The sequence below is a fragment of the Nocardia glycosmidis genome (assembly GCF_052545115.1).
This window is the reverse complement of the sequence record NZ_JBQWRH010000015.1, coordinates 117949-132532: the sequence shown is the minus strand read 5'-3', so window position 1 is coordinate 132532 and position 14584 is coordinate 117949. Positions and strand designations below refer to the sequence as shown.

Annotated in this window: 14 protein-coding genes and 1 riboswitch; of the genes, 6 read left to right on the top strand and 8 right to left on the bottom strand. The window is 68.2% G+C overall.

Annotated elements, in window-relative coordinates:
- The first annotated feature begins 55 nt into the window (after positions 1-55).
- Both ACT86A_RS19730 and ACT86A_RS19725 read left to right on the top strand, forming a co-directional pair.
- Entirely contained in the window at positions 56-1003 is a 948-nt protein-coding gene (locus ACT86A_RS19730; protein WP_445093635.1) for an esterase/lipase family protein, read from the top strand.
- A gap of 287 nt (positions 1004-1290) precedes the next feature.
- Entirely contained in the window at positions 1291-3846 is a 2556-nt protein-coding gene (locus ACT86A_RS19725) for an ATP-dependent Clp protease ATP-binding subunit (RefSeq protein WP_445093634.1), read from the top strand.
- 402 nt (positions 3847-4248) lie between these two features.
- Here the strand turns inward: ACT86A_RS19725 and ACT86A_RS19720 are convergent, their stop codons facing one another.
- Positions 4249-5754: a sensor histidine kinase gene (locus ACT86A_RS19720; RefSeq protein ID WP_445093633.1), complete on the bottom strand. Its 1506-nt coding sequence runs from the start codon at positions 5752-5754 to the stop codon at positions 4249-4251.
- Between the two features lie 438 nt (positions 5755-6192).
- Between ACT86A_RS19720 and ACT86A_RS19715 the strand changes: the two genes are divergently transcribed.
- Positions 6193-6633, top strand: coding sequence for an OsmC family peroxiredoxin (locus ACT86A_RS19715; RefSeq protein WP_445093681.1), 441 nt, complete (start codon positions 6193-6195; stop codon positions 6631-6633).
- Here ACT86A_RS19715 and ACT86A_RS19710 read toward each other — a convergent pair.
- The 4 genes from ACT86A_RS19710 to mhuD form a co-directional block, all read right to left on the bottom strand.
- On the bottom strand, positions 6608-7177 hold the full coding sequence (locus tag ACT86A_RS19710; RefSeq protein WP_445093632.1) for a hypothetical protein: 570 nt from the start codon (positions 7175-7177) through the stop codon (positions 6608-6610). The two genes, ACT86A_RS19715 and ACT86A_RS19710, sit on opposite strands and share 26 nt — an antisense overlap.
- A 35-nt stretch (positions 7178-7212) precedes the next feature.
- The gene (locus ACT86A_RS19705; protein ID WP_445093631.1) at positions 7213-8004 is read right to left on the bottom strand and encodes a CbtA family protein; all 792 of its coding nucleotides are present in this window, start codon (positions 8002-8004) and stop codon (positions 7213-7215) included.
- On the bottom strand, positions 7995-8189 hold the full coding sequence (locus tag ACT86A_RS19700) for a CbtB domain-containing protein (RefSeq protein WP_445093630.1): 195 nt from the start codon (positions 8187-8189) through the stop codon (positions 7995-7997). The genes ACT86A_RS19705 and ACT86A_RS19700 overlap by 10 nt, the downstream gene beginning before the upstream one ends.
- Positions 8190-8219: 30 nt before the next feature.
- Positions 8220-8374: riboswitch (cobalamin riboswitch) on the bottom strand.
- Between the two features lie 203 nt (positions 8375-8577).
- Complete coding sequence (mhuD, locus tag ACT86A_RS19695; RefSeq protein WP_445093629.1) at positions 8578-8892, bottom strand: mycobilin-forming heme oxygenase MhuD; 315 nt, start codon at positions 8890-8892, stop codon at positions 8578-8580.
- A 58-nt stretch (positions 8893-8950) separates the two neighbouring features.
- Here mhuD and ACT86A_RS19690 point away from each other — a divergent pair, with 58 nt between their 5' ends.
- Positions 8951-9712 carry an alpha/beta fold hydrolase gene (locus tag ACT86A_RS19690; protein WP_445093628.1) on the top strand — a complete coding sequence of 254 codons (762 nt, stop codon included), beginning with the start codon at positions 8951-8953 and terminating at the stop codon, positions 9710-9712.
- A 39-nt stretch (positions 9713-9751) separates the two neighbouring features.
- On the opposite strand, the gene ACT86A_RS19685 is transcribed toward ACT86A_RS19690, so the two are convergent.
- Complete coding sequence (locus ACT86A_RS19685; RefSeq protein ID WP_445093627.1) at positions 9752-10693, bottom strand: HhH-GPD family protein; 942 nt, start codon at positions 10691-10693, stop codon at positions 9752-9754.
- A 91-nt stretch (positions 10694-10784) separates the two neighbouring features.
- Between ACT86A_RS19685 and ACT86A_RS19680 the strand changes: the two genes are divergently transcribed.
- Both ACT86A_RS19680 and ACT86A_RS19675 read left to right on the top strand, forming a co-directional pair.
- Complete coding sequence (locus ACT86A_RS19680) at positions 10785-11408, top strand: carbonic anhydrase (protein WP_445093626.1); 624 nt, start codon at positions 10785-10787, stop codon at positions 11406-11408.
- Positions 11409-11534: 126 nt separating this feature from the next.
- Positions 11535-12191: a hypothetical protein gene (locus ACT86A_RS19675; RefSeq protein WP_445093625.1), complete on the top strand. Its 657-nt coding sequence runs from the start codon at positions 11535-11537 to the stop codon at positions 12189-12191.
- Between the two features lie 91 nt (positions 12192-12282).
- On the opposite strand, the gene radA is transcribed toward ACT86A_RS19675, so the two are convergent.
- Both radA and ACT86A_RS19665 read right to left on the bottom strand, forming a co-directional pair.
- Positions 12283-13680: a DNA repair protein RadA gene (gene radA, locus ACT86A_RS19670; protein WP_445093624.1), complete on the bottom strand. Its 1398-nt coding sequence runs from the start codon at positions 13678-13680 to the stop codon at positions 12283-12285.
- 135 nt (positions 13681-13815) lie between these two features.
- Positions 13816-14541 carry a copper chaperone PCu(A)C domain-containing protein gene (locus ACT86A_RS19665; protein WP_445093623.1) on the bottom strand — a complete coding sequence of 242 codons (726 nt, stop codon included), beginning with the start codon at positions 14539-14541 and terminating at the stop codon, positions 13816-13818.
- Between the last annotated feature and the right edge of the window lie 43 nt (positions 14542-14584).

Genomic DNA, 14584 nt, shown 5'->3' with positions numbered 1-14584 from the left:
GTAGCTTCCCCTAACGCAGTCGATACCTGGAGGCTATCGATACCTGGAGGCTATCGTGCGACGTGTCTCGGGCTTTTCTCTGCTCGTCGTTGGGCTGGTAGTGGTGTGCGCCGTCGCCGCGGCGGGCTCGGCGCACGCGCAGGAGCGGTATCCCGTCGACTTCAACTTCTTCGCCGGCGTCCCCGCCGAGCTGGCGAATCCGGGCGGTTCGCTGCCCGGCACCAACAACTGGTCCTGCCGGCCCAGCCCCGAGCACCCGGATCCGGTGGTTCTCGTGCACGGTACGGGTGGTGGCGCGCAGACGAATTGGGGCGTGTACGCGCCGCTGCTGGCCAACGAGGGCTATTGCGTGTACGCGGCCACCTACGGCAACTATGACCTGCCCTGGCCGTTGTCGGCCATCGGAGGCATGCTCCCGATCGAGCAGAGCTCGGCACAGCTGGCCACGTTCGTCGACCGTGTGCTCGGCGCGACCGGCGCGGCCCGAGTCGACCTCATCGGCCACTCTCAGGGCAACTTGATCGGCAACTACTTCGTCAAGCGGCTCGGTGGCGCGGCGAAGGTGGACAAACTGGTCGCGCTGGCCCCGCCCTGGCTCGGCTCGAACGCCGGCGGCATGGCGGAACTGAACGATTTCGGCACCCGGCTCGGTCTGGGCCCGCTGTTCGACGCGGTAGCCGGATCGCCGTGCCAAGCATGCCGCCAGGTCCTGCAAGGATCGGACTTCATGCGCGCGCTCAACCAGGACGGCGTCTATCACCCCGATGTCGCTTATACGAATATCGCGACCATGCTGGATGAGCTGGTCGTGCCCTACACCGCGGGGCTGGTCGCGGGCCCTCGCGCGACGAACATCGTGGTTCAGGACGGATGCGCGACGGACTACTCTGGGCATACGGGCATAGCGGGCAGTCCGAGGGCCGCGACCTACGTGCTCAACGCGCTCGATCCCGCGCATCCCCGGCCGGTGCCCTGCGGTTTCGCCGCTCAGTACACCGGGTAGGTAGCCGGGGTCATCCGCGCGGGCCGGAGATTCGCCTCGTCGGGCGCCTGTTCGCTGAGGGCAAAACCTGGCTGGAAACGAATCCCGCGAAGCCCACGTTATGAATGAATGACCGCGCTGTCGCAGGTCGGCAATAAGGTGGACTGGCGACGGCGGCATCCCCCGCCAACTAGAGTGGAGGCGGGGGCCGCAACCCCCGGGCTTCATGGCAGGCTGACGCCCACGGATATACACAGCACACTGCGGCGTCTGTTGCCAGAATGTCGGAGCAGGAGAGTGAGGGAGCGATGTTCGAGAGGTTCACCGACCGCGCGAGGCGTGTCGTTGTCCTGGCCCAGGAAGAGGCCCGGATGCTCAACCACAACTACATCGGCACCGAGCACATCCTGCTGGGGCTGATCCATGAGGGTGAGGGCGTCGCGGCCAAGTCGCTGGAGTCGCTCGGTATTTCGCTGGAAGGCGTACGCAGCCAGGTGGAGGAGATCATCGGCCAGGGCCAGCAGGCCCCGTCCGGGCACATCCCGTTCACCCCGCGCGCCAAGAAGGTGCTGGAGCTGAGTCTTCGCGAGGCGCTGCAGCTCGGTCACAACTACATCGGCACCGAGCACATCCTGCTCGGCCTCATCCGCGAGGGTGAGGGCGTGGCGGCGCAGGTGCTGGTGAAGCTGGGCGCCGATCTCAACCGCGTGCGTCAGCAGGTCATCCAGCTGCTGTCCGGGTACCAAGGCAAGGAGCCGGTCGAGTCCGGGTCGCGCGGTGAGGCGGGCACCCCGTCCACCTCGCTGGTGCTCGACCAGTTCGGCCGCAACCTGACCCAGGCCGCGCTCGAGGGCAAACTCGACCCGGTCATCGGCCGCTCGAAGGAGATCGAGCGCGTCATGCAGGTACTCAGCCGCCGGACCAAGAACAACCCGGTGCTGATCGGCGAGCCGGGTGTCGGCAAGACCGCGGTGGTCGAGGGGCTCGCGCAGGCCATCGTCAACGGCGAGGTGCCCGAGACGCTGAAGGACAAGCAGCTCTACACCCTGGACCTGGGCTCCCTGGTCGCGGGCAGCCGTTACCGCGGTGATTTCGAAGAGCGCCTGAAGAAGGTGCTCAAGGAGATCAACACCCGCGGCGACATCATCCTGTTCATCGACGAGCTGCACACGCTGGTCGGTGCGGGCGCAGCCGAGGGCGCCATCGACGCCGCCTCGATTCTGAAGCCGAAGCTGGCCCGCGGCGAGCTACAGACCATCGGCGCGACCACCCTCGACGAGTACCGCAAGTACATCGAGAAGGACGCCGCCCTGGAGCGCCGGTTCCAGCCGGTGCAGGTCGGCGAGCCGACGGTGGAACACACCATCAACATCCTCAAGGGTTTGCGCGATCGCTACGAGGCGCACCACCGGGTCTCCATCACCGATGGCGCTCTGGTGGCCGCCGCGACGCTGGCCGACCGCTACATCAACGACCGGTTCCTGCCGGACAAGGCGATCGACCTGATCGACGAGGCGGGCGCACGGATGCGCATCCGTCGCATGACCGCTCCGCCGGACCTGCGTGAGTTCGACGACAAGATCGCCGAGGCGCGCCGGGAGAAGGAGTCCGCGATCGACGCGCAGGACTTCGAGAAGGCCGCGCGGCTGCGCGACAAGGAGAAGCAGCTCGTCGCCAAGCGGGCCGAGCGCGAAAAGCAGTGGCGTTCGGGTGATCTGGACGTCGTGGCCGAGGTCGACGACGAGCAGATCGCTGAGGTGCTGGCGAACTGGACCGGTATCCCGGTGTTCAAGCTCACCGAGGAGGAGACCACCCGTCTGCTCCGCATGGAGGACGAGCTGCACAAGCGGATCATCGGCCAGGAGGACGCGGTCAAGGCCGTCTCCAAGGCGATTCGCCGCACCCGCGCCGGTCTGAAGGACCCGAAGCGGCCGTCCGGCTCGTTCATCTTCGCCGGTCCGTCCGGTGTCGGTAAGACCGAGCTGTCCAAGGCGCTGGCGAACTTCCTGTTCGGTGACGACGACGCGCTCATCCAGATCGACATGGGTGAGTTCCACGACCGCTTCACCGCCTCGCGGCTGTTCGGTGCCCCTCCGGGCTACGTCGGCTACGAGGAGGGCGGCCAACTCACCGAGAAGGTGCGCCGCAAGCCGTTCTCGGTCGTGCTGTTCGACGAGATCGAGAAGGCCCACCAGGAGATCTACAACACCCTGTTGCAGGTTCTGGAGGACGGCCGCCTCACCGACGGCCAAGGCCGGACCGTGGACTTCAAGAACACGGTGCTGATCTTCACCTCGAACCTCGGCACCTCGGATATCTCGAAGGCCGTCGGACTCGGCTTCACCCAGAGCAATGCCGAGGGCTCGAACTACGAGCGGATGAAGCTCAAGGTCAACGACGAGCTGAAGAAGCATTTCCGGCCGGAGTTCCTCAACCGCATCGATGACGTGATCGTCTTCCATCAGCTCACCACCGAGCAGATCGTCGAGATGGTGGACCTGATGATCGGGCGCGTCGCCACGCAGTTGAAGAACAAGGACATGGCGATCGAGCTCACCCAGACCGCGAAGAACTTGCTGGCCAAGCGTGGCTTCGATCCGGTCCTCGGTGCCCGGCCGCTGCGCCGCACCATTCAGCGCGAGATCGAGGACCAGCTGTCGGAGAAGATCCTCTTCGGCGAGATCGGCCCCGGCCAGACCATCTCGGTCGACGTCGAGGGCTGGGACGGCGAGGGCTCCGGCGAGGACGCCAAGTTCACCTTCACAGGTAAGGCGAAGCTCACCAAGGCTGCCTCGGAGGAGAAGCCCGAAGTCGTGCTGACCGGTGCGGCCGAAGGTTCCACAGAGGCCGCCTCCGGCGAGTAAGTCCCGAACAGCGGGCCCGTACCACCGGCAAACGGGGTACGGGCCCTCTTCGTGTTCGCACGGTTCCGCGGGTTCGACCAAGCGATCACCTATGCGACAGCACCAGCGAGGGACGTGGGCGTGTTCGTGGCAGCGGTGCTCGATGCGGTTGGCTAGCGCTGACGGGTGCGTCGGGTTCGGATGTCGCGCCTGTCGACGGGGCTCGTCGGGGTCGGTGGTACTCGGCCGCTCTACGGGCCCGTCCTGCGGACGACTCGGTCGGGTCGTGTTCGAGTGGTTGCTCGACGCGGGGTTGTTCGGGTCCGCTGTGGTGTCTGTCGGTTTTCCCTGGGGTGCCGCTGGTGTAGGCCCGCGGCTGTTCGATCAGGCGTGGTATTCGAGTGGTTCTCGCCGCCGGGTTGCTCAGGGCTGCTGGGGGCCTGTTGGTCTTCCCTGGGGTGCCGCCGATGTAGGTCCAGCAGTTGTCTGATCAGGCGTGGTCGATGCCGGGGCGTGCGCGTCCGTAGTGCTCGACGCGGTCGTGCCGGGCGGTGTGGTTGCGGTCGGTGCTGGTGCTGCCGCGGTGGGTTCGGTCTTCCCCGGATCAGGGGTTCGCGTCGGTAGCCTTGCCGCGACCCGGAAGCCGCCACTGGGGCGGGGGCCAGCCGTGAGCGCGCCGCCGAGTGCGTGGGCCCGCTCGCGCATGCCGATGATGCCGTTGCCGCCGCTGCTGCCGGAACGCGACGGTGCGCTGGTCGGTCGGGTGTTGTCGACGGTGATGTCCACTGAGCCCGTCGCGTACCGCACGGTCACCGTGGCGCCGGCGCCCGGCGCGTGCCGCAGCACATTGGTCAACGACTCCTGGATGATCCGCACTGCCGCCGCATCGATGACGCTGGGCAGTTGCTGCGGTGTGCCGAGCGCTCGGGTCTCGATCGTCAATCCGGTCGCGCGCGGGCGTTGCAGCAGGTCGTCCAGGTCGCCGATGCTCGGCTCGGGTGCGCGCGAGGCGGATCGTGCGCCGGCGGAATCGGCCTTCGGTGCGGTCCGCGTGGAACTGCCGCTCGAAGCGGGCTCGGCAGCAGCCGAACTGCGGCCGTTGTACGAGCCGAGCGTGCGGCGGCTGGACCCATGGTCCGGGTGCGCAGCGTCGTCAGCCGCCAATTGGTCCCCGGGCGCCGGCATTGTTGCGGAGCGCATCGTGTGCAGCAGCGCATGCACCTCGGCGAGTGCGTTGCGACTGGCGGACTTGATCGCGGCCAACGCGGTCCGCGCCTGCTCCGGCCGCTCGTCGAGTAATTCCAGCGCCACCGAGGACTGCGCGTTGATCATCGACAGACTGGTGTGCAGTTCGCGGGCGATAGCCAGGCGCTCCTCGCCGGCTTGCCGCTCACGCTGTGCTTCCGCTTCCCGGCACGCGACCTCGGCACGTTGTCGGTGCGCGACGAGCACGGCCTTGCGCTGCCGGATCCCTTCGGCCACCGACAGCAGCACAGCCGGCCAAGCCAACAGGGCGAATATCTGCCACAGGTCGGCGGGTCGGCCCAGCAGCGCGGGTACCGGCCAGACCAGGGTGAGATAGCCGAGCGGGACGAGCGGATAAGTCCACCAACGAGATCCGCTGCTAGCGGCGGTCAGAAAGGCGACGACCAGCGCGACGAAAATCGGCCCGTACCCATAGCCGCGCAGAAAAAACACCAGACACGCGGCCAGCGCCACGAACAGCACCGGCATGGGCTGCGCCCGCCGCCAGATCAGCGCGACCGGCCCGGCGAGCAGCAGGAGGTAACCGAGCACATCGAGGAGATGCACCCCCGTCTGCCGCATGTTCGCGACAGTGCCCCCGATCACTTGAACCGTGGCGACGACGAGCGCGACCCCCCAGTCCCATCCGACCGAGTTCCGATCCGAAATCACTGCCACCCGCACGCACGTAGCCTATGCGGCTGGGCCCTGATTTCGCGTCCGCCTGCGAACGTATTTCCGCAATCGCGACATCGGCATCCGGAATGCATCGGAATCCGCACCGGCATAGCGATTCTGGGGGATGTGGACACTGGCGGGCTCGGCGCGATCCCCCGCGGCCCCGGGCTCGCCGGCGGACTGGGCGGTCTGGGTGCTCGCCGGGATCGCCGACCCCGGGTGTGGTCCGCCGAACTGCTTGGTGCGGGTGGATTTACGGCCGCGGCGGCCGCGACCCAGATTTGGGCGAGACCACAGCGCTGGCGGGTACGCGCGGCCCGTGGACCGTGCGGTCTGGCGAATCTCCCGGAACACCACGGCGATCCGCGAACTGGTGAGCCTACGTGATGCGACCAGGGTAGGTTCGTGCTGAATCGTCAAACGATCATCGGCGAAAGGACCGTGATGCCCACACGTACCGCGCGTACCGCCTGGACCGGCACCCTGCAGGAGGGGGCGGGACAGGTCGAGCTGACCAGTTCGGGGGTCGGCAAGTACGACGTATCGTTCCCCAAGCGTTCCGCCGAGGAGGCCGACGGCACCACCAGCCCGGAGGAGTTGATCGCGGCGGCACACTCCTCCTGCTATGCGATGGCGCTGTCGGCGCAGATCGGCAACGCCGGTGGCACGCCGGAAAGCCTGGACGTCACCGCCGACGTGACCCTCGGCCCCGACCCGGCGGGCGGCTTTCGGATCACCGGGATCAAGCTGACCGTCCGCGGTCGCGTCTCCGGCATCGACGCCGACGCCTTCCAGGCCGCCGCCGAGGCCGCCAAGGCGGGCTGCCCGGTCAGCAAAGCGCTGGCGGGGGTGGACAACATCACCCTCGACGCGGCTCTCGCGTAGTTCGTTCGGCCGCTTTGCTCCCCGCATACTCGGTGTGCGGGGAACGAGGCGGGTGCGCGAAGCAGCCACGCTTGCCGAACCAGCGGCGGGCACCGCGGGTGTAGAGCGCGGGAACCGCGACGAGCACAGCGGCTATGTGGATGGCGCGGATGACACCGAGCGTTACGGAGGCGGGAGTCACGTCCGTGACCAGGTCGCGCAGTTCCTTCGCAGACATGGCCGTGGCCAGCGGTTCGATGCTCAGCGAGAGCAGACCGAACACTCCGACGCCCACCGTGATCAGCAGACGCGCCCAACGTTCGCCGCGGAACATGCGCATCGCGACGGCCAGCACGACCAGGTAAATCGCTATGCGGATGCCGAATCCGGCTGCCAGGTCTGCCGGGTCGGCGTCGAATGCGACCGCTGCTCGCGCGATCGCCTCGACGACGCCGGCCAGCAACGCTACGACAAGCGCGACGAACGCGATGCGAACAGCGCGGGGTGGCGCGGAGGCGGACAACCGCGGTGGGGCGGGCCAGGAAGAAAGAGCAGTGCCGGTCATAGAACCGACACTGCCTCAGCGCTTCTGGACGCGAATCAGTCCGCGGTAGCGGCCCTTACCCGTACCGGGGTATCGGTACGCGTCGCGAATTCGGTGAGCGCGGCGAAGCCCAGGGCCAGGCAGGTCCACAGTGTGGCGGTTTCGGCCAGTGACGCCATCCGGAACTCCCACAGCAGGGTGGCCGGGAAATCCGCGCCCACCTCGTTCACGGCGGGCAATAGGACGTAGCCGAGCGTTGTCACCACGGCGAACGCGGCGACACCGCCGATCAGCCGCACCGTGGACAGCTGTGCGCGCAAGGCGGTGAACACGACCACCGCGGCACCGACGGCCACGATGCCGAGCAGCACCGCCGCCAGCCACAGCAAAGTGCGGTTGTCGATGGTGTCGGGGTCGCCCACCGCCGGCGGATTGGCCGGGTATTTGAAGAACGGTACCGCGACGATGGCGGCCCATCCGGCCGCGCCCAACGCCAATGCGAGCCGCGGGCCGGACAGGGTGGTGTAGCGCCGCGCTACGTGCGCGACCGAGGCATAGATGGCGCCGAGCGCCAGCCCGGCCAGTCCGAGCGCGAGGAACTGTCCGAATTTCTGGCCGGTCCGGCTCACCAGTGGTTCGTCCGCGTCTGCGTGGGAATGACCGCCCGGCGACTCAGCGTGTTCGCCATGTGGATGCTCGGCGGCGGAGCCCAATTCTTCGATGGCGATCGCGGCGTCCACCTTGGGTTCGCCGACGAAATAACCGACTGTCGCGGCCAGCAAGCCGGCGATGAGGCCGGCCAGCAGGCCGCGAAGCAGCAGTGTTCCGAATGAACCGATCAGTGGCACGGAAGCCCCAGCAGGTGGCGTCCGTCGTGCATCAGCTCATGCAGGTACATCCCGCTGCGCGAGATGACGCCCTGGTCGAACCCGACCAGGTAGAGCGTGAGTAGTGCGAGAAGAACGACACCGACCGTGACGAGTACGGTCGCGAGGGGGTCCGTTGCCCGGCTGGGCGAATGTGCGATGGCCATGCGAGTCCTCCTTGGGATACGCGTCCCGTCGGGTGGTGGCGCGACGGTGCCGGTGTCTGGCTTTTCCGGCACCGGACTCGGCGCATGGAATACAGTGGCGCGACCGCTCCGGATTCGCACCGGAATTACCGCATCACCCTCGCGTTGGTCCTTCGAACTGTGACACCTCATGCCCCCCGGCGTCAACAGCGACCGGCAGGGCGTACCACGGCGTCGGGCGAGTCGCCGGGCAGGCAGACCTGCCCGGCGAAAGACATCGAGGACCGCGGCGTCAGCGACGGGCCGACTGCGGCTGCCGCGCGCTCGCTCCGGCGCGAACTTCGCCCGGCAGCGCACGTTCAGCGGCAGCCCGCGTCACCACATGGGCTCAACGGCCGCCCGATCGGGCTCAGTTCGCGGGCTTCCCGGCGACGTCGAGCACGACTTCGAATTCCAGCAGGGAAGCACCCGTCGCGACCGGCTTCTGGCGCTCGCCCGCGTGCGCCTCGCGCGCGGGTCCATCGCGCCAGGCGGCGAAGGATTCCTCCGAATCCCACTGGGTGACAACAAAATAGCGGCTGTCCCCGGCGACCGGGCGCAGCAGCTGGAAGCCGAGGAAGCCGGGTGAGTTCTCTACCGCGTGCGCACGGTGGGCGAACCGCTTCTCCAACTCGGGGCCCGCGCCCTCGGGAACCTCGATCGCATTGATCTTCACAACAGCCATGAGTCCAAGCTAGCGGTTGCCGCCGAAAAAGTGCTCAGCGGCTCGTATTGTCGAACCGATGTTGCACGACGACGGGTTGCACGACGAAGGCGGAGCAGGCGCGCCGATTCTGCTGTTGCACGGACTGATGGGCAGCGCGCGCACCTGGCGCGATCAATTGGACTGGCTGCGCGAACACGGCCACGTCTACACCTTCGATGCCGCCGGACATGGCAGACCCGCGCCCGCCCAGCTGACAACCGAGGCATTCGTCGACGACCTGGCCGCGGGCACGGCCGCGATCAGCGAACCGATCGTAGTGATCGGGCATTCGATGGGCGCACTGCACGGCTGGGTCTTCGCCGCAACCCATCCCGAACGGGTCCGGGCGCTGGTGATCGAGGACATCGCGCCGGATTTCACCGGCCGCACCGCCGCCCACTGGGCTGCGATGATCGAGGCGTGGCCGCAGCCTTTTCCCGACGCCGAGGCCGTGCTTTCCTTCTTCGGCCCGGTGGCCGGTCAGTACTTCTTGAACTCGCTGCAGTACGGGCCGGAGGGATACCGGCTGCACGGTTCGGTCGCCACGTTTCGTGACATTTCCGAGGAATGGGGGACGCGCGATTTCTGGCGACAATGGCACGCCGTGCGGGTGCCCGCCCTACTGCTGGAGGGGGAGCGAAGTATCACGCCACCGGGACAGATGCGGCGGATGGCCGCCGCGCATCCGGAAGCCGATTACGTCCTGGTACCCGGCGCGGGGCACCTTGTGCACGACGACCAGCCGCAGCGTTACCGGGCGGAGGTCGAGCGCTTCCTGCGGCGCGTGCTCGGTGGTTAGGCGTAGCTGCGCCTTCGCTGCGGCTCGGCTGCGGACAAGTTACGTCCGACAGCGCCGATCAGGGATGGATTCCGCATCGTGACCGCCGCCCTCGCCCGCGAGCGCGAACAAGCCGTCAGCGGTTTGTTCGATCAGTCCGTCCACCAGCAGTGAGTCCAGCGCCCGGTCTCGCTGTCCCGGATCGCGGGTCCAGGCGAGATCGAGGCGCACCCGCTCGACCGGGCCGCTGGCGTGGCGCAGGACGTCCAGCAGACGACCGCGGGCTTGACGGTCGGTGCCCTCGTACTTCTGGGTGCGGCGGACCACCTCGGTCACCGGTCGTCCCGCGCTGACCCACGCACAGACCGGGAGCGGACAGCGCGAGCAATCCGGAGTGCGCGCGGTACACACGGTCGCGCCGAGTTCCATCAGCGCCGCGGAGAATACGGCGGCGCGATCGACCTCGTGCGGTAGCAGGGCTTCGGTCTCGGCGAGGTCGCGCGAGGACGGGTTGCCTGCTTCCGCGCGACCGTGCACCGCCCGGGCAACCACGCGCCGGACATTGGTGTCCACCACGGGGACTCGTTGGCCGTAGGCGAAACACGCGACGGCCCGCGCGGTGTAGGCGCCGATCCCGGGCAGGCCGAGCAGCACATCCACGTCAGTGGGGACCTCGTCGCCGTGCTCGGCCGCGAGCACTCTGGCGCACTCGTGCAGGCGCAGCGCCCGCCGTGGGTAACCCAGCTTTCCCCAGGCCCGCAGCACCTCGGCCGCCGAAGACGCCGCCATTGCCGACGGGACCGGCCAGCGCGCCACCCACTCGCGCCAGATCGGTTCGACGCGCACGACCGGCGTCTGTTGCAGCATGATCTCGCTCATCAGGATCTGCCACGCGGTAACGCCCGGCCGCCGCCACGGCAGGTCGCGTGCGGTCGCTCGATACCAGCCCAGCAAAGTGTCCGCGTCGATGCCATTCGGTGCGCCGTTCCGCACTTGCCTCACGATCCCCATCCTGCCGCCGCACGGCGGTATTTGCTCACCTGTAACCAACCCAAACTCGCTGGTAACACAACCATTGTGCACAATGGTTGTTATGCCGGATTCCAACCCGATCAGTGCCTGGAAGTCCCTGCGCGAAGGCAACGAACGCTTCGTCAGCGGTGCGCTGCTGCATCCTAGCCAGGGCGCTGCCGACCGTGCCGCGCTCGTCAGCGGCCAGTACCCGCACGCCATCCTGTTCGGCTGCGGCGACTCCAGGGTCGCGGCCGAACTGATCTTCGACCAAGGCCTCGGCGACATGTTCGTCGTGCGCACCGCGGGCCATGTGGTCGACAGCTCGGTCCTCGGCTCGATCGAGTACGGAGTGCAGGTGCTCAACGTGCCGCTCATCGTCGTGCTCGGGCACGACAGCTGCGGCGCCGTGAAGGCGACCATCGACGCGCTCGACGGCGGCGAGGTCCCCGGCGGGTTCATTCGCAGTCTGGTGGAGCGGGTCACGCCGTCCATTCTGATCGGACGGCGCGAAGGCCTGTCCACCGTCGACGAGATGGAGGCCAGGCACGTGGTGGAGACCAGCCGCCTGCTCATGCAGCGGTCGATGATCATCTCGCAGCGCGTTGCGACCGGCGAGTGTGCGATCGCGTGCGTGACCTACAAGCTGGCCGAGGGCAAAGTGCAACTGCACCGGGTCGTCGGCAACATCGGCGAGGTGGTCTGAAGCCGCGCCACACCGGGGCTTTTCCCAGCGTCGCGGCGGAATGTACCCGCACCCGAGGGGGTGCGGGCGGCCGACACGCCGTCCCCCTGAGACGCTGTGCGGCGACAGTGCCCTTACCGTTGAGGCGTGCTGGAACCGAATGGACCGCTGCCACCGGAGATCTACTGGCGTCGACGCGCATTCGCCATCGGCATCCTGGTGGTCGCGCTGGCGCTGGTGATCTGGGTCGTGCTCGCGGTCGTGCGCGGCGGTGACTCGCCCGGCGACACCAGGTCCGCCGGGTCCAGTTCGGTCCTGGCCAGGCCGGCCGACACAACCGCGGCCAAGCCGACCGCCAGCGGTGATTCCGGCGCGCCGAAGCCGTCACCCGCCACCAGCGCCGTCGCAGCGGGTCCATGCCCGGACCAGTCGCTGGCGATCAAAGTCACCGTCGAGCAGCCCACCTACCGGACCGGTGAGCAGCCGGTGTTCGGTATCGTCATCACCAACATCTCGTCGGTGGCCTGCACCCGAGATATGGGCTCCGGACTGCAGCAGGTGTCGGTCCATACGCTCGACGGCCAGCGGCGGCTGTGGTCGAGCACCGATTGCTACCCGGACGGCCAGCCCGACGTGCGCACGATGAATCGTGGTGAGCAGGCGGCATTCACGGTGACCTGGTCGGGTTCCACCTCGCAGCCCAGCTGTGCGGGCGAACGCCTTCCGGTGCCACCGGGCGCGTATAGCGTTGTGGCGCAACTGGGTTCGGTGCGCAGCGCGGCGGAGCCGTTCAACATCGCTTGAGCGGAGCCGTGCGACATCGTTCGAGTTGTGTTCGATTGGGCGGGATGGGGACAACGCGTCCGGGGATGGGGCAGGCGCGGCGATCGGCGGGCTAGCCGGCTGCTTCTTCGGGGGCGGCGCGCAGTCTGCGCAGACCCGCCAAGCGGATTGCGGAGCGGAGGTCGGTGACCTCATGGATTTTCATGGTGGTTTTCACCGGAGCCAGGCCGGGGGGTACCAGGGCGGTGGTGAAACCGAGACGCTCGGCTTCGGCCAGCCTGCGGCTCACGCCGGTCACCTTGCGGACCTCGCCCGCCAGTCCGACCTCGCCGAGGAGCACCCAGCCCGGGGGGATCGGCCGATCGGCTTCGGCGCTGGCGATGGCCAGCGCGACGGCCAGGTCGGCCGCGGGCTCGACCAGGCGCATGCCACCGACCGTCGCGGCATAGACGTCGCTCTTGCCGAGGAATACCCGGCCGCGGCTCTGCAGGACGGCCAGCACCATGGCGACCCGGTTGTAGTCCAATCCGCTCACTGCGCGGCGCGGCTGGGGAATCTCGGTCTTGACCGTCAGGCCCTGCACCTCGCCGACCAATGGGCGTTTGCCGTCCATCGCGACGGTCACCGCGGTGCCGGGTACCGAATCGGTCCGGTGATGCAGGAACAAGCCGGAGGGATCGTCGACGCCGGCGATTCCGTCCTCGTGCAGTTCGAAGCAACCCACCTCGTCCGCGCTGCCGAAGCGGTTCTTGATGCCGCGCACCATCCGCAGCGTGGAGTTCTTGTCGCCCTCGAACTGCAACACCACGTCGACCAGGTGCTCGAGGGTGCGCGGACCGGCGACGTTGCCGTCCTTGGTGACATGCCCGACCAGCAGCACCGCGATCCCGCTCGCCTTGGCCAGCGAGGTCAGCGCGGCGGTCACCGCGCGCACCTGGGTGACGCCGCCGATCACGCCGTCGGCGTCCGGTGCGAGCATCGTCTGCACGGAGTCGACCACGAGTAGCGTCGGGCGCACCTGCTCGACGTGGCCGAGCACGATCGCCAGATCCGATTCCGCGGCCAGATAGACCCGCTCATGGACCGCGCCCGTGCGATCGGCGCGCAGCCGGACCTGTCCCGCCGATTCCTCCGCCGTGACGTACAGCGATTTCTCGTCGCGCTGTGTCGCCCATCGATGGGCGACCTCGAGCAGCAGCGTCGACTTGCCCACCCCCGGCTCGCCGGACAGCAGCACCACCGAACCCGGCACCACGCCGCCACCGAGCACCCGGTCCAGCTCGCTGACCCCGGTCGGCCTGGCTTTGGTCGCCTGGGCGTCGATCTGCGAGATCGGCGTGGCCGCGGTACTCGGCAGCATCGCTTTGCGCCTCGGCGCCCCGACCGCACCCGAACTGACGACTACCTCGTCGACGGTGCCCCAAGCCGCGCAGTCGGGACACTTGCCCACCCATTTGGCGACTTCATGCGAACAAGCGGAACACCGGAACGTCGGCTTGGTCTTTGCCACACGCGCACCTTACGCACCAGCACCGACAGTGTCCGGATCAGTTCGCTCCGACGCCGGCCGGTGTGCCGTCCGCCAACCCGCGATCGGTAGCCGCGGGCCGCGGTCGTGCAGCAGCGACACCGGCCCGACTACGACTCAGTGACCGCCTTTGGGTTCGGCTTTCGCTGGGCCGGACTGGTCGGACTCGTGCCGGTCGGTGTGTTGGCCGGCATCGACGGGGACCTGGACCTGGACGGTGCCGTTCTGCTTGAAGTTGAACGAGACGTTGTAGGTCAGGCCCGGGGTGATGTCCTTGGTCAGGCCGGTGATCTCGATGAGGATCGGGCTGGCCTCGGGGTCGGCCGCGGCCTGGGTGCCGTGGTCGCCGGCACCGTGCGAATCGGCCGCGGTACTGGTCGGCGCGGTCGTGCGGGCAGTGGTCGTCGGCGCGGCGGTGGCCGGCGTGTCGTGCTTGACCGGTTGGGCGCCGGCGACGACGGTCTGCTGCGGGGCGAGCTGGACGCTGGGCTTCCCGGCGGCCGGGGTGATCTTGACGGCGCCCAGGTCGCTGGTGATGCTGGCCAACTCGTCGGTGACGGTCTCGCCGTTGTTGATGATGGACAGGGCGATGACCGCTTTGCCGCCCTTGGCGTTGGTGTACGCGGCGCCCTCGGCCGGGTAGACGATGTGCACGTTGCGCAGCGAGATGGCGCCGACGTCGGCGTGGTTGCCGTTCACGGCGGCGACCTGATCCGCGGTCTGCGAGATCTGACCCGCGCCGCAGCCGGACAGCGCGATCGCCGCTGCGGCGGCAAATGCGGCAACCGGCACCATGCGACGTCGCGCCCGCTCGGGGGCGGTCACAGCTTTCAGGGCAGTCACGGGTTGTCCCTCCATGTCGACCGGGCTCTGCTCCGTTCGGGAG